The organism is Leptospiraceae bacterium (assembly GCA_016708435.1).
In the GTDB taxonomy this organism is placed as follows: Bacteria; Spirochaetota; Leptospiria; order Leptospirales; family Leptospiraceae; genus UBA2033.
The window spans coordinates 41,688-54,897 of record JADJFV010000022.1 but is presented as its reverse complement, the minus strand read 5'-3'; the positions used below and the strand labels follow the sequence as shown (position 1 = coordinate 54,897).

18 protein-coding genes are annotated in these 13,210 nt (G+C 33.6%); 9 read left to right on the top strand and 9 right to left on the bottom strand.

What is annotated here, in order from left to right; translation table 11 throughout:
• Positions 1-185: 185 nt before the first annotated feature.
• Together IPH52_18535 and IPH52_18530 are read left to right on the top strand one after the other, a co-directional pair.
• Positions 186-353: a hypothetical protein gene (locus IPH52_18535; GenBank protein ID MBK7057007.1), complete on the top strand. Its 168-nt coding sequence runs from the start codon at positions 186-188 to the stop codon at positions 351-353.
• A gap of 112 nt (positions 354-465) precedes the next feature.
• Positions 466-711: a hypothetical protein gene (locus IPH52_18530; GenBank protein MBK7057006.1), complete on the top strand. Its 246-nt coding sequence runs from the start codon at positions 466-468 to the stop codon at positions 709-711.
• Positions 712-1,192: 481 nt separating this feature from the next.
• On the opposite strand, the gene IPH52_18525 is transcribed toward IPH52_18530, so the two are convergent.
• The 6 genes from IPH52_18525 to IPH52_18500 all read right to left on the bottom strand — a co-directional run bounded on the left by IPH52_18525 (position 1,193) and on the right by IPH52_18500 (position 3,971).
• Positions 1,193-1,366: a hypothetical protein gene (locus tag IPH52_18525; GenBank protein ID MBK7057005.1), complete on the bottom strand. Its 174-nt coding sequence runs from the start codon at positions 1,364-1,366 to the stop codon at positions 1,193-1,195.
• 16 nt (positions 1,367-1,382) lie between these two features.
• On the bottom strand, positions 1,383-1,913 hold the full coding sequence (locus IPH52_18520) for a hypothetical protein (GenBank protein ID MBK7057004.1): 531 nt from the start codon (positions 1,911-1,913) through the stop codon (positions 1,383-1,385).
• Positions 1,914-1,929: 16 nt separating this feature from the next.
• Complete coding sequence (locus tag IPH52_18515; GenBank protein MBK7057003.1) at positions 1,930-2,064, bottom strand: AAA family ATPase; 135 nt, start codon at positions 2,062-2,064, stop codon at positions 1,930-1,932.
• A gap of 232 nt (positions 2,065-2,296) precedes the next feature.
• Positions 2,297-2,659, bottom strand: coding sequence for a hypothetical protein (locus IPH52_18510; protein ID MBK7057002.1), 363 nt, complete (start codon positions 2,657-2,659; stop codon positions 2,297-2,299).
• Complete coding sequence (locus IPH52_18505; protein ID MBK7057001.1) at positions 2,656-2,805, bottom strand: hypothetical protein; 150 nt, start codon at positions 2,803-2,805, stop codon at positions 2,656-2,658. The genes IPH52_18510 and IPH52_18505 overlap by 4 nt, the downstream gene beginning before the upstream one ends.
• 740 nt (positions 2,806-3,545) lie before the next feature.
• Positions 3,546-3,971 carry a hypothetical protein gene (locus IPH52_18500; GenBank protein ID MBK7057000.1) on the bottom strand — a complete coding sequence of 142 codons (426 nt, stop codon included), beginning with the start codon at positions 3,969-3,971 and terminating at the stop codon, positions 3,546-3,548.
• 137 nt (positions 3,972-4,108) lie between these two features.
• Here IPH52_18500 and IPH52_18495 point away from each other — a divergent pair, with 137 nt between their 5' ends.
• From IPH52_18495 to IPH52_18485, 3 genes are all read left to right on the top strand, one after another.
• Positions 4,109-4,456, top strand: a complete 348-nt coding sequence (locus tag IPH52_18495; GenBank protein MBK7056999.1) for a nucleotidyltransferase domain-containing protein — start codon at positions 4,109-4,111, stop codon at positions 4,454-4,456.
• Positions 4,457-4,607: 151 nt separating this feature from the next.
• Positions 4,608-4,745, top strand: coding sequence for a hypothetical protein (locus tag IPH52_18490; protein MBK7056998.1), 138 nt, complete (start codon positions 4,608-4,610; stop codon positions 4,743-4,745).
• On the top strand, positions 4,738-4,920 hold the full coding sequence (locus IPH52_18485) for a hypothetical protein (protein MBK7056997.1): 183 nt from the start codon (positions 4,738-4,740) through the stop codon (positions 4,918-4,920). The genes IPH52_18490 and IPH52_18485 overlap by 8 nt, the downstream gene beginning before the upstream one ends.
• A 97-nt stretch (positions 4,921-5,017) precedes the next feature.
• Here IPH52_18485 and gatB read toward each other — a convergent pair whose 3' ends face one another.
• On the bottom strand, positions 5,018-6,478 hold the full coding sequence (gene gatB, locus IPH52_18480) for an Asp-tRNA(Asn)/Glu-tRNA(Gln) amidotransferase subunit GatB (GenBank protein ID MBK7056996.1): 1,461 nt from the start codon (positions 6,476-6,478) through the stop codon (positions 5,018-5,020).
• 37 nt (positions 6,479-6,515) lie between these two features.
• The gene (locus tag IPH52_18475; GenBank protein MBK7056995.1) at positions 6,516-7,409 is read right to left on the bottom strand and encodes a fused MFS/spermidine synthase; all 894 of its coding nucleotides are present in this window, start codon (positions 7,407-7,409) and stop codon (positions 6,516-6,518) included.
• 93 nt (positions 7,410-7,502) lie between these two features.
• Here IPH52_18475 and IPH52_18470 point away from each other — a divergent pair, with 93 nt between their 5' ends.
• On the top strand, positions 7,503-7,850 hold the full coding sequence (locus tag IPH52_18470) for an Hpt domain-containing protein (GenBank protein MBK7056994.1): 348 nt from the start codon (positions 7,503-7,505) through the stop codon (positions 7,848-7,850).
• 7 nt (positions 7,851-7,857) lie between these two features.
• Here the strand turns inward: IPH52_18470 and IPH52_18465 are convergent, their stop codons facing one another.
• Positions 7,858-9,435, bottom strand: a complete 1,578-nt coding sequence (locus IPH52_18465; protein ID MBK7056993.1) for a DUF2079 domain-containing protein — start codon at positions 9,433-9,435, stop codon at positions 7,858-7,860.
• Between the two features lie 187 nt (positions 9,436-9,622).
• Between IPH52_18465 and IPH52_18460 the strand changes: the two genes are divergently transcribed.
• From IPH52_18460 to IPH52_18450, 3 genes are all read left to right on the top strand, one after another.
• A complete protein-coding gene (locus tag IPH52_18460; protein MBK7056992.1) occupies positions 9,623-10,210 on the top strand; it encodes a sigma-70 family RNA polymerase sigma factor in 588 nt (195 codons plus the stop codon).
• A gap of 179 nt (positions 10,211-10,389) precedes the next feature.
• Positions 10,390-10,740 (top strand): hypothetical protein, encoded by a 351-nt coding sequence (locus IPH52_18455; protein ID MBK7056991.1) that lies wholly within the window; start codon positions 10,390-10,392, stop codon positions 10,738-10,740.
• Positions 10,741-10,914: 174 nt separating this feature from the next.
• Positions 10,915-13,209: a hypothetical protein gene (locus tag IPH52_18450; GenBank protein ID MBK7056990.1), complete on the top strand. Its 2,295-nt coding sequence runs from the start codon at positions 10,915-10,917 to the stop codon at positions 13,207-13,209.
• Position 13,210: the final 1 nt, after the last annotated feature.

Here is a 13,210-nt window from a genome sequence, read left to right as displayed (position 1 = left end):
AATGTATCACAGTTCAGACAGTGTAATAGTAAAAAGTCCAATTATTACTACATCCTGCTAATCCTTTAATCCTAAAAATCCTAATCCAGACAGTAAGTTAACCAAAAACTGCAAGCATAACTCTAACGTCAAAACCTAATAAGAAAAAGGTTTGCTAAAGAAAAATGTATCTACTAAAATAGTTTATGGATATGATATTTCTAATTGCATTCACGGTTACGGTTACTTGTAGTTTGACGGATTATTTTATTAGTTTTGCTAGAATTATTCGTAAAGGGATTAAGGAAGACATGGAAAATCTACTTAAACAAAATGAAACGCGACCCATTAATAATAATTCTAGCTTTTACTAAGTTTCTTCTTAACCATATTTCAACTATTCTCAGGCGACTAACAATGAATATTCTTTACTTAAAAAGAACAAGATTCTAGTAAAATATTTAAAACAAAAGGAACAATAAATTTATGGCGGCAGACATTACAGACGAAGAGCATGAGGCAATTATGCAATCGACTGTGAAATTTACAGAAAAAGAACTAAAAGAAAGAGAAGCATTCCGAGAAATTCTTAGGAAGAAAGGACAAAGCACAGAAATAATAAATGAAATTGTAATTACCCCCGCTGATGGAATCTTTTGGGAAAAAATAGGAAAGGATATTGATCCTGATCGACGGGATGCTTGGTCGAAGAAGAAAAATAAGAGGGGCTAATGGAGAGATGAATGGAACGAATGACACCAGAACAATTGAAAGAATTATTTTAAGGTAGCAATATTCGAACTATTAAGATTCCAAAGAATGCAATGAATGGAGCCGAAGAAATAGAATTAACCGAGGAAGATGACGAGATTCTTGATAGAATTTGGGATGAACGAGGTCGACGGGAAAGAGAGGAAAAAATGAAGGAACAAGAGAAGAAGTAAATTCTCATTATTCCTCATCGGTGTGATTTACAGAGAGTATCTACAAGAAGCCTATCGAGTCTTAAAGACTATGGGCACTTCGATACGATTGCTAAGAAGAAATCACTTGCTCCCTTCCGCGTATCGCTCGCTAGAAGCTACTTACTGCCAGACGATGACCTGACTTACTTTACTGGTAATAGTGATTTTCCTTTATCCAAGAACAGAATCATCCAATCATGAATCATAAAACTTGCACTGAGAGCGAAGCGTATCGGATGCGTCACAGTTCAGACAGTGAGTATTTTAAATAGTTTTAAATAATCTTGAGCTATAGGAGCTTTGCTATAATTATTTGCTTTTGCACTATCATTCTCATTTATTTCCGATGACTCCTGCAACAGTAACTCATCATCCGAATGAATAATAAGTATCTCTTTATATTTCTCCGTATCATCAAACATTTGCCCTGCGACTTTTTCAATAAACTGCCATGCTTGGCATAATCAATATCAATGTCTTTATCCAATGCAGGAATCCTAGTAGGCTAAAAGTAGACTGGATTGTTCTATTAAATAAATTTCGAGAAGGGTCTTGGATTGAATTGAGTAATTGCTTACAACCGAATAGATTTTCTGGATTGTTTACTGCGAGTAGCGTAACATGGTCTGCGAGCAAACTAATTGTTATCCCCGCAATTTCGGTGATTCCTGTTCTGGAATCGATTAATAAAAAATCAGGATTTAATTCATTTTTGATTCTTTCTTTTAGATCCAATAAAAATAAGATTCCATCTTCTTTATAAAGTAACTCTGTCCAGTTGATATTGGATAGATTAGACCAATAATTTTTATCGTGAATATCACCAGCGGGGATTAATTGAATCGGCTCTCCATCTTTTATAGTTGGTGGGAGGGTAATCACCATTTCCTGCAAGTTCTCGGGACGCTCTTTGGTTTTGCTGTATTCATAAATGTAATCGACTAGTCCTTTTCGATTGTGTAAATCCACTTTCGGAAATTACAATTCACACGGGAGCTTCTAAATCAAAATCTAGAATACAAACTTTTTTTCCAAACTCAGACAAGCGCATTGCAATATTAGCTAATGCTAATGTTCTACCTACACCACCTTTATAGGAATAAAAAGTTACTGTTTTCATTATTGATTAACAATATGTAAAAGCTTATTATTTCTAGAGAGGAATTGACTGATCGAAGAAGCTTTCCACCTACATCTTCATTTTTGATAGGTCTTTAAATTTATTGCTTTAGCCCTTGTAATGAAAGCAATTTGATTTTTACAGGTTTCATTTAATTTTAGGAATTGAGCTTTTAAAGTTTGATTTTTTTTAATAAATGGATTTCTAAATAAGATTATTTCCGTGATTTCCTTTAAGTTTTCCAATTGAGAGACAGGTAATTCGAGGACTTTAAGTTCATATTTTCAACAATTTGAAATAATGGACGCTCTGGAATGAACGAATATATTTCATCCGATTCATTGGTATTGGAATACACTGCCGTTTCGCTTTGATTCTTTTTGGTCTTAATGAATGTAATTGCATCATCTTCATTAGCGAAAATTTTAGATTCAGGTAAAAATCCCCTTTTGCTAATAGCTTCCTGCAATTTATCTTGTGATATAGATTCTTTATCATTAATAGAACTGTACGGAGGTTTTAACAACGAAATTCCATTCTTATTCTCTAAAATAATCCAATAATCAATTGGGTCAAATGCGATTAACTTAATCATAAATACTCCAATGTAATATTTTTATTCGTGATCTCTTTTAATACTCTGACTAACGAGATATTTCCGCTTTTATTTTCTTTTGTGGCTACGTTAGAGTCAACCATTTTAATAAAGACTTCATTTTCAATGGCAATCTTAGAGACCATCGCCAAAGTTAGCTTGAAGTCTATAGTAGTTTCAATATTCTAAATCACAATCATTTACTAATCCATTGTATTCGTTTACGGATAATTTTGAATAGTCTTGATCTTTGTTTTTAAGAACAACAAGCGGAATTGTATTTTCAAAATTAGTAAGTCATTTTTAATTTATCTAATAGCAATTCTTTTCTTGTGGTAAAGTATCGGTATTTGCCATTAGGCTCTTTGTGGACTAGTTGTATTTTATCAAGACAAGAAGAATTTATCTCTTTCGATTCTAGATGAATACAGAAATCACCCAGAATTTAGTTCAATGTTCCCTGAGTTTAAGCGCCATGTTTGGAAATCAGTTCCATTATCAAAAGAAGAATCAAAGAATCTATAGGAAAACAATGGATTATTTTTTCCATTTAGTCCATAATCATGTGAAAAGATTTCATAAATATTTTTATAATTTCCTTCTGCAAGAAATGAAATAATACATAATCGAAAATTAATGGAAACAGAAAGATTTGCGTTTAAATGTTTAAGAAATTTTCTATGCTCTGAAAATTCATACTCATCAAGAAAGAATTATACTATCAATTAAATAAGGAATATTTTTTTATTTAAGTTTTTTTTTTTTTCCAATGGAACCCTTTTTTTTTCTGTAAAAAATTTTTTACAATATTTTTTCTTAGGTATTTTTTCCCCGAAACTCATTTGCTAAGCATTGAACGAAGCAGAAGACTAATTCAAGGAAGTGCCTAATACTCCGCTGAAATATTCGACCAAGAATAGAACCTTTCCGCAAAATTGAAATTATCCTCAATATGAGATTCAATCCACTGGATAAGGTCATTTAACTTGATATAAAAATCTTTTTCTTCCTCTGTAAAATCATCTTCGGCTTCTTTTACAAACTCGCAATCACCAAAGCTCATTCCTGAATCTAAAAATCCCTCTTCTCGTTCATAGGCGGGCATTACAATGTATAGTCTTCTGGATTCTGACTCAGCATGATAGAAAGAACTAAAGTCAATCACTGCATCTATACTTTCAGATGAAGTAAAAAATTCAAACCGATGAATAGAAAGAGATTCTTCTGGATCATCGTCTGTGCTTTCATAAAGGGTTTCGTGCGGGAAAACTCCTACAAATTTTATTCCCATATCTTCTACTTGATAATTCATTTTTCTTTCCTCTTATTTAGGAAAGTATAAAAGTAGGGCAGGACAAAATAGAGGATACTTTGAAACGAAAGATTCATCTTGACAGTATTTGTTTTAAAAAGACCTAATGAATCTGTGGATCAAGAAGGAAAAAAATTATGACAGTCGCAGATCAAACGATTATTGAACAAGAATCGATTCAAAAGTTAATTACCATTCTAGTAACAAAGATTGATCCTGATAAAATCATTTTGTTTGGCTCTCGAACAACGAAAGACTTTCATGCGGATAGTGATTATGATTTGTGTATCATAAAAAAAGATGTGGTGCATAGAAGACAGTTGGCACAAGAGGTTTACAAATTGTTATATGGTTCAGGACTTAGTGTGGATGTAATTGTAGAAACTCCTGAAAGGTTTTTAGAATTAAAAGATAATCCTTACTTAATTTACCAACAAATTGAAACAAAAGGTCGATTGCTTTATGATAAACAAAGATATCGCTGATCAGTGGATTAGTCGCGCTTACAGTAACTTGGAACGCGAGTATGTTCAATTTCTTTATGTTAAAACGATGGGCACGCTTATGCTATTCGATAGAAAAAAATTAAATTGAATTGTTTGATTGTTAGTAGTCTAAGAAGCAAGGATATTAAAAATGAGTGGTTACGATTTATATATTTATGGTGTTGGTTTTATTGGACTTATTAGTTTAAGCTATTTGCTTTACGGAGTTATTTCTCGAATGATTGCAAGAGAAGTAAAAGATCAGCTAAGCAAAGCTAAACATGAATGATAGAATAATAGATCGAATTTTATTTATTTTAATTATTGTATTCTTAGGTCTTTTAGTTCAGCTATTAGCTTCCTACAAAAATTACAAAGACTTTGTTGATGTATTAATTCAGTTAATTTCCTTTGTGTCTTCCATTCTTGCAATTTATGAATTTATAAAAAAGAAAAATGGATAGTTACTTCGATAAAAGATAATTCAAATTCTTCGCAATTAAAGAGCTATCGTATCTTTTATCGGTGTCCATCTTCTTTCTCAGGGTAATCAGTTATACATTACCCTTTAGGCGGAAGAGGTCCTAACTTCTCAAGTAAAAGCTTATTCACTGAACCCGGATCAGCCTTTCCTTTGCTTTCTTTCATGACAGCACCTACAAGAGAGCCTAGAGCGCGGTCTTTTCCTTTGCGGTAATCTTCTATAGCCTGAGGATTCTTCTCGAGAATAAGATCAACTAGCCGCTCGATTTCTTTGTCGTCTTTAACAACGATTAGCCCTTCTGATTGAACAATCTCTTCTGGTGATTTTGGAGTAGTTAGCATTTTTTCAAATACGTCTTTGGCTATCTTACCGGAAATCTTTCCATCTACGATTAATTTGACTAATCCACCAATTCGCTTTGGATCAATGGTGAATTCAGAGATAGAAATATTTTCTTTGTTTACAATTCCTAATACTTCGTCTTTTACCCAGTTAGATGTTTTCTTTGCATCTCCTGATACTTTTAAGGCTAATTCAAAGTAGTCGGCGATTTCTCTTTCTGCGGTTAATACTTCTGCATCATAAGGAGGAAGACCCAATGCATCTTCGAATCTTTTTTTCTTTGCAGCGGGTAATTCCGGTAATTTGCTTCTTAGAGTGTCTATGTCTTCTTGTTTTAGAACGATAGTCGGAAGATCTGGGTCTGGGAAGTAACGATAGTCATGCGCCATTTCTTTACTACGCATAGATACAGTTTTTAAAAGAGTAGCATCCCAGAGTTTTGTTTGTTGTTGGAATGTTAGACCACTTGCGTATTGGTCTTTTTGCCATTCTACTTCGTAGTCGATGGCTTGCTTTACGGCTTTGAATGAATTTAGATTTTTAATTTCTACTCTTGTGCGAAATTCTTTCTCTCCACGCGGACGAATCGATACGTTAGCATCACATCTAAGAGAGCCTTCTTCCATATTACAATCGGAAACTTGGATATAACGAAGAATGGATTTGAGTGTGGTTAAATAGAGATAAGCCTCTTCGCTTGATCTAAGCTCTGGCTCGGAAACAATTTCGATTAAAGGAGTGCCTGCACGGTTTAGGTCAACATAAGATGCGTTCACTGATGGATCAGCGGAGTGCATGAGTTTTCCTGCATCTTCTTCTATATGAATACGAGTGAGCTTAATTACTGTTGGCTCCGTTTTACCTTTCATTGTAAAAGTAATTTGACCGCCTAAACAAATTGGTTTATCATATTGAGAAATTTGGTATCCCTTTGGTAAATCAGGATAGAAATAATTCTTTCTGTCAAACTTAGTAAATAGCGAAATATTACAGCCAAGTGCAAGTCCTGCTTGGATTGCTTTTTGGAGTGCTTGTTCGTTTAGCACAGGTAGTGCACCCGGAAGACCATAGCATACAGTAGAGACCTGTGTGTTTGGCGAGCTACCAAATACGGTAGGGCTTGGTGCAAATACTTTTGTGGTTGTGTTTAACTGTGCGTGAACTTCAAGACCAATAATTGTTTCGTAATCTATCATACATTCTACAAATTTAGAAACTTGATTTTTAGCAATTCTAAAACTTTTCTAAATAGTAACCTGCAATATCTTTAAAGGAAAAATTGACTTTGTGGTTTTTGTCTAAGTCTGCACCAATCGAAATCAACTTATCTATTGGAACTCTTGTGGAATCAGTCGAGCCGATAACGATTAGATTTCCTGCTCGATTTTTTTGGAAGAAGTAGACTTGTGGAAATTCTGTTTGAATTGTTTTGATGTCTTCTTGCATTTTTTCGTGGTTGTTTATATTAAAGACTACGATTCCATTTTTTTTGAGTCTGGACTTTAGTCTCTGGAGAAAAGTAGGGGCTTTGAATTTATTTGCAACACCGGTTGAGTCTGTCTCGGAGGATGGTTTTAAGAATGCATCCATGTAAATCACATCGTAGTTCTTTCCAGGTAGACTAATGAAATTAACCGCATCGTCTGTTATAATTTTAGTAGATGGAATTGGTTTTAAATAAAAATACTTTTTAGCGACATCTACAATGGCAGGATCTATTTCTACTGCATCCATATTTACATAAGGAAAATAAAAATTTAGAAAATGCACCATTCCTCCACCACCAAGCCCGATGAGAAGAGTGTCCTTGTGCTCTTTGTTGATTAAGAAAGAGGAAAACATAGTTTGCGTATAGAGCAGAAAAAGATTCTGCGGATAGTTAGTGTCGATGGTGGACTCAAGTGCTTCATCTCCATTGTCTCTTATAAAATACAATTGCCTGAGAGTTCCGTAGTCAGCGACTTTGATATGTGAATACTTTGATTTTACCTCTGCAACGACTTCTTCTGAAACAGAAAATTTTTCTTTTTTACTTTCTATTGTTTTAGTTTTATTCTCATTCTCGGAGCATAGAATTGTAAATGCTATAAGTAATATACTAATTGAAATAACTGGTTTTTTAAACAAATTCGAATCCTCTTACGCCAAGCTATAGAGACTTAAAAGTTGGTAAATCTTTTAATGCTTGCATAAATGCTAAGTTTATATTATAAAAACAGTATGATTGATTTGTCTTATTTTATTCAGCTTTCGAATAATAAAACGAGTTTTTTAATTCGTGTTATGAACGTCTTTATAAATGAAACGCCAAAGGATTTGGCGGAGCTAGAAAAAAACTACCGAGATACAAATCATACCAAGGTAAAAGAAATTTGTCACAAGCTTAAAGGACTTTTTAAAAGTTATAATATGCTTGAGCTTACAAAACTAACTATCGAATTAGAAGACAGTGCAAAGGCAGAAAGTTTTTCGAAAGAAACAACTGAGTTGTTAAATTCAATCTTGAAAGGTTACTCAGAATTGCGCATTGAAATGATTGAGCTTTCTAAAAAATACAGCGCACTATAAATCATTTTTATTTAATCCTCCTATAGAGTTTAATTCCATTCTTTTCTAAAAGTAATGCATACGATTGATTTGACGTAACAGTCTCAATCATTTTTTCGATTCTTTGTTTGTCTACATAGGGAGAAATTCCTTTACTTGAATCAATGAATAAATAGTCCTTGTCTAAATTCTTTTCGTGTAGCGGATAGAGAGGATTCGCCCTTGGAATAAATGCTCCTAAATCAAATTGAGTTGCAACTGTTTTTCCTCTTGGGATACTTTCGATTATCCGTTGGACATCGCTTACTCTTTCTATGTCTGTATTAATCCTTGCATACGGAAAGAATTTATCTCCCGAGCTTGAATAAAGAGAAAGAGAAATGGAAACTAATAAAATAGCAGACGTGTAATCTTTAATTTTTGATTGAGTCAATTTAACGATAGAAAATAAAAAACTTAAAATAAAAAATGATACAATTGTGTATGAATAGTAGTTGTATAGTGAATTATACCAAATTCTGTCCGAGATAAAATGGAGTATAAAAATTGGCAGGCTAACTAGTATTAGGCTAGGGGTCAATAGAATCAGCGGACTGAATGCAAAAAGAAATTCTCTGAGGACTTTCCATTTTAAAAAAATGGAATCTAATACCTTTAAGGGATTTGCTAATACATTGAATACAATTTCAGAATAGGACTTTCCCCATTTGCTCCAATCTTGTAGCCAATCTACATGAGTGGATGAATCGAGTGAGCGTTGGAAAAACGATGGCACGAAAAAAAAATAAAGAAGAGAAATTGTAGTAAGGAATATCGCATAACGCCAATTTCTTTGGAATGCAAAAAACATTCCGAGGCAAAATACATATATAGCCATATCTTCCTTTAAGAGTAGAAGAAATAGTATCGAAAGAATGGATATATAGGTTTTGTTAAATTCTATTCCTACAAAAAATAAAAGAAAAAAGAATACTGTTAGTAATTCAAAGTGGTAAGAAAAGAATAGCCTATGAAGTGGTAAGTTGATTGCTATTAAAATCATGGAAAGATAAAAAGAACTTCCTTTTACATTTCTTCTTAAAAGTAAAATCGATATTAGACTCATAGATACGATTGTATAGAATAATAATCCGTAGGCGTAACCAAGTCTAAATTTAGATAAAAGTATAAATGGAGATAATAGTAAAATGGAAGGAGCAAAATGATGGGATAAATAATTACCGGAAGAGTTGGATCCATAATGATGTGTGATAAAGAATTTTCCTTTGATAGAATTGTTTAATATTTCGCCTATCGCTAAAAAATCATAATCAACTAGAAAAAAAGAATGCAAATGTTGAAATAATGTATAGATGTAGAGAAAGCAAAGTGTGCTAAATAAGCAAAATAGAAAAGCCATTTCTTTTCTAAATCCTGCAATCACTGCTTCCGAAATGGTGAGAGAGCGGGCGCTCATTATTTTATAAATTGCAAAGATCCCAAGAAGAAAGAACCCCAAGGAAAAAGCTTTTGTCCAATGTCTTGGATCTGTTACATTTCCAATGCAAGGAATCAAAAAGAAGGTTATTGAAAAGAAAATGGAAAGGAAAAAATAGATTTGCTGCATTAGTGTTTAAAGATTCGACTTTATCTTTTTAGTTGACGACTAATTTTCCTTTAAAACATGATATAAAATAATTAGAATAATTACAAATATTTAGAAATCATACGGCAGTCGATGAAAAAGCAATTTTTACTCTGTCGAAAAAACATTGTCTAGAAAGTTTTAAATATTTTATAGGTAAACATAGAACATGACTCTAAGAGAAAAAGAAAAAATCTTACTTCAAAAAATAAAGGCAGGAGATAAATACGCCTACATGGAATTAGTCACACCTTTTCGGGAGAGACTTTTTCGCAAAGCCAAGTCCATGGTGAAGGATGATGATGATGCAGATGATATAGTACAGGATGCGTTAATCGCAGGATATAAATCAATCGTAAATTTTAGAGCAGAGGCTGGAGTTTACACATGGCTCTATCGAATTGTGATAAATAAGTCAAAAGATCTCTTGACAAAAAGAAAAAGAATGGTAGAAAAATCAATCGATGACAATGAACAACAATTTGTAGATGAAAGGCCTGGTTTTGAAAAAAAATTAGAACTCTCAGACGAATCTGCCTATCTAATAAAAAAGATCAATCAGTTAGAGGGCATTTACAAAGAGGTCATTGACTTACGATACTTCGAAGAAATGTCTTATTCGGACATAGCAGAGCTTTTAGAATGTAACGTGGGTACAGTAAAGAGCCGACTCTTTAAGGCAAAGGAAATTTTAAAACATATGATATTGCAAGACGAGAAACGAGAGGTTAAAATTGGTATAAATCAAATTTATTAAATTGGTTAAAAACGAAAATTGAGAGAATTTCTAAGGAAGATGAATCCGATCATGTACATGTTGAATGCAGTCTGATACGTTGTGTTTCTGAATACAGAGAAAAGGAATTATCGCAAATCAAAATAGATAAAGATTTTAATACTAGGCTTCTAAATCGTCTTGAGCACATTGATTTGGAAGTGGTCGAGACTTACTCTGACGGAACCGAGAGAAAGTATAGTCTCCCAGTTGTTTTCTCAGGGGGTTTTGCGTTAGTTGCAGTGATTGTAAGTGTAGTTGTTTTTTATTCGGGTGACTCCTCTAATCCTGAATTTGGCAAATTTCCATCTCATGCAACTCCGATTCATTTAAATGGTAATACGTATTCTAGAATAAGCGCCGAGCAAGAATCTCTACTGAACGAGTTGAAGAAAAACCCTGAAAACGTTCGTTTGCTCGAAAAATTAGAAACCTATTATTCTGAAAATGGAAAAAAAGAGCAAGCAACTGAGATTCATTCCATGCTCGAAACAGTGTCAAAGAAGTATTGATACGATTTGATGCTCTAAAGAAAGAAACTTTGACCATTTCTGCCACTTACGAATGGTCAAATAGCCTAGTATTTGGTGGATTATTTATTCTTTACTCTAGTATATAAAGTTTTTCATACTTGCAATTAATGCTTGCAAGCTGGACAGACTCTAAAAGAATACCTTACTAATCGTATGGCAGAACCTAATTCAAAAAACAATACTGAGAAAGCGGTAGCACCTCCGAGTATTCCTGCAAAGGCAGGAGCAATTGACAAGACTGTTTTAGTTAAAACTCCGCAGTCTATGAATAGTCTTTCCGCGACTTCGAGATCGATCATGGACGAATTGAGAGATCGTCATAAAGGAAAAGACCGACCCGGTTCAAAGGCTCTCCATCCAACTGAATTAATCACTTTAGATAAAATTATCGATCATTTGCATAAATATACAAATTTAAGTGAGCAAGCAAAGTCCGTTGCTGCAATAGACCAAGCACTAAAGCAATTGTCCGATATTGATAATGGCGGAAAAGAAAGAATGGCTTACATTTATCCATTTTTAATTAAGAATGGTGCAAAGGTATTAGCTAAGATTGCGATTGTCTCACCTCAATACACACACGAAATTAACGTGAAGAATTATCGTGAAGCCTGCTTTGATTATTCGAGGGCAATGGTAGATTTAATTCTATCCAATCGAGCAAAGCGAATCAAAGAAATTGATGAGAACAATCCCGGTAATTTCCTTTTCCAAAAAAACAAATCAGGGGCTAGCTGGCTTTATCCAATGAATTGTTCTTTAGAAGCAGAGATTGGTCTTTTGATTAAAGGTGGATTTAAACCCTACGCCTATATTCCTATTAAGGACTTTGTTGATGACTTTATCGAATATGGACATGAGAAAGGACTTCTCGAGCAGGTAATGCCAGGCTACCATTTAATTATTGATGAGATTGAATTAAAAGACGATGGAACTTATCAGAGACCACCTGAAATAGTAAATCATTATCGTGCTCAATCAGACGGACTAGAAAAATTTGCAATGGAGCAACTTCGCAAATTAGCGGAAGAGGGAAACCTCAGTGATATAAAATATAAGCTGAACGAGTATAAGCGAGAGCATATTGATCTTGCGCCTGACGGTCGTAGACAGGGACGAGAGAAAGTAAAAATTCTAATCGAAATCATCAAGTCCTTTCCTTTTGATAAATTTAATTCTGAATTTGCAAGGTCAGTTCAAAATACTTGTAATCTTTCAGTTCGCATCGTTGAAAAGTTTATGAGTGATATGAATAATCTTCTAGATAGAAAGTATTCTTCTATATATAATAAGCTTTCAAAGTCTTTAGAAAAATTAGTCACTGAAAATACAAAATCAGAGCTTACACTTTTATCCTTGGATTTAAACCAAGAAGTAGAAAGAGCAGGCATCAAAGAAACAGAAAAAATTAAAAGTTTTACAGAAAGACTTCGTAAAGATATCACCAATACATTTGGAACTTATTCTTTGAAGGATGATAGCGGCAAATCTTTGTTTTACGCTGTTGATCAGAGTTACATGGCTAGCGTATTGCATAAGCTTGCTTCTTTATCCACATCAAATCCGGAATATAAGAAAGAACTTGAATATGCAAAAATTATAAACCAAGAAATGATTCTTCAAAAGAATCCTAAGTTAAATACGAATATCAAAGAAGATCATATCAATAAGCTAACAAGTGATATAAATTCTCTTGAACAGCAAGAAAGGGAACGAATCAAGCGGGAAGCATTTCAGCGTAGATTTAATTTACCTGTCGGGCTAATGGTTTTTATATTCCTAATGACAATTTTTATAATGATTTCATTTGTTGAAGCGAGTCTTGGAACAATCTTCTTTGGGCTCTTGATGAGTGGAATAGCTGGCTTAGCTGCTGCTGTGTATTTCAGAAAAAAAGACAAATCTTCGGATAAGAAAGCACAGAATAAAGCAAGTGCTTTCGGAAACGAAGTGGGATTTGATACCGCAATGCAAAAGTCAATTGAGGAAGATAGTAAGAGTAAAGAAGAAAAAACCAGCATTATCGCAAGAGCGGCTATTCAATATGTATTTCCTAAAAAATACAATACCATTGACGAGAAGTTGTATGATATCAATTTACTTAGAACAAAAATCCAAAGTAATTTAGATGATATCAAAAGAGCAGTGCCGGTTCTTGCCAAAGAAGGGGATAACCAAAAAGTAGCCTCTGCTGTTGAATACTCTTTGATGACAAATAGTGTTGTAATCGCAATTCCTGCTGATATTGTCCCAAAGGGAAAACCTGCCTCGGTCATTATCAATAAAGAAGACTTTAAGTCTCCTTTAATGCGTAATCAAATGTCAGAGCACTATCGAGCAGTGGCGGAAAAAAATAAATACGACTCAGCCTTAGTTAAATACTATACTTTCTTAATTAATACAATCGAAGTTGAGTATTATAAATTCTTGAATAAGAAAATTCTTTAAA

Bases quoted from the DNA above. Each gene is read 5' to 3' on its own strand.
- IPH52_18515 (MBK7057003.1), bottom strand. From the start codon at position 2,064: ATGAAAACAGTAACTTTTTATTCCTATAAAGGTGGTGTAGGTAGAACA.
- IPH52_18510 (MBK7057002.1), bottom strand. From the start codon at position 2,659: ATGATTAAGTTAATCGCATTTGACCCAATTGATTATTGGATTATTTTA.
- IPH52_18505 (MBK7057001.1), bottom strand. From the start codon at position 2,805: ATGGTCTCTAAGATTGCCATTGAAAATGAAGTCTTTATTAAAATGGTT.
- IPH52_18500 (MBK7057000.1), bottom strand. From the start codon at position 3,971: ATGAATTATCAAGTAGAAGATATGGGAATAAAATTTGTAGGAGTTTTC.
- IPH52_18495 (MBK7056999.1), top strand. From the start codon at position 4,109: ATGACAGTCGCAGATCAAACGATTATTGAACAAGAATCGATTCAAAAG.
- IPH52_18465 (MBK7056993.1), bottom strand. From the start codon at position 9,435: ATGCAGCAAATCTATTTTTTCCTTTCCATTTTCTTTTCAATAACCTTC.
- IPH52_18490 (MBK7056998.1), top strand. From the start codon at position 4,608: ATGAGTGGTTACGATTTATATATTTATGGTGTTGGTTTTATTGGACTT.
- IPH52_18450 (MBK7056990.1), top strand. From the start codon at position 10,915: ATGGCAGAACCTAATTCAAAAAACAATACTGAGAAAGCGGTAGCACCT.
- IPH52_18530 (MBK7057006.1), top strand. From the start codon at position 466: ATGGCGGCAGACATTACAGACGAAGAGCATGAGGCAATTATGCAATCG.
- IPH52_18470 (MBK7056994.1), top strand. From the start codon at position 7,503: ATGATTGATTTGTCTTATTTTATTCAGCTTTCGAATAATAAAACGAGT.
- IPH52_18485 (MBK7056997.1), top strand. From the start codon at position 4,738: ATGAATGATAGAATAATAGATCGAATTTTATTTATTTTAATTATTGTA.
- IPH52_18525 (MBK7057005.1), bottom strand. From the start codon at position 1,366: ATGTTTGATGATACGGAGAAATATAAAGAGATACTTATTATTCATTCG.
- gatB (MBK7056996.1), bottom strand. From the start codon at position 6,478: ATGATAGATTACGAAACAATTATTGGTCTTGAAGTTCACGCACAGTTA.
- IPH52_18460 (MBK7056992.1), top strand. From the start codon at position 9,623: ATGACTCTAAGAGAAAAAGAAAAAATCTTACTTCAAAAAATAAAGGCA.
- IPH52_18535 (MBK7057007.1), top strand. From the start codon at position 186: ATGGATATGATATTTCTAATTGCATTCACGGTTACGGTTACTTGTAGT.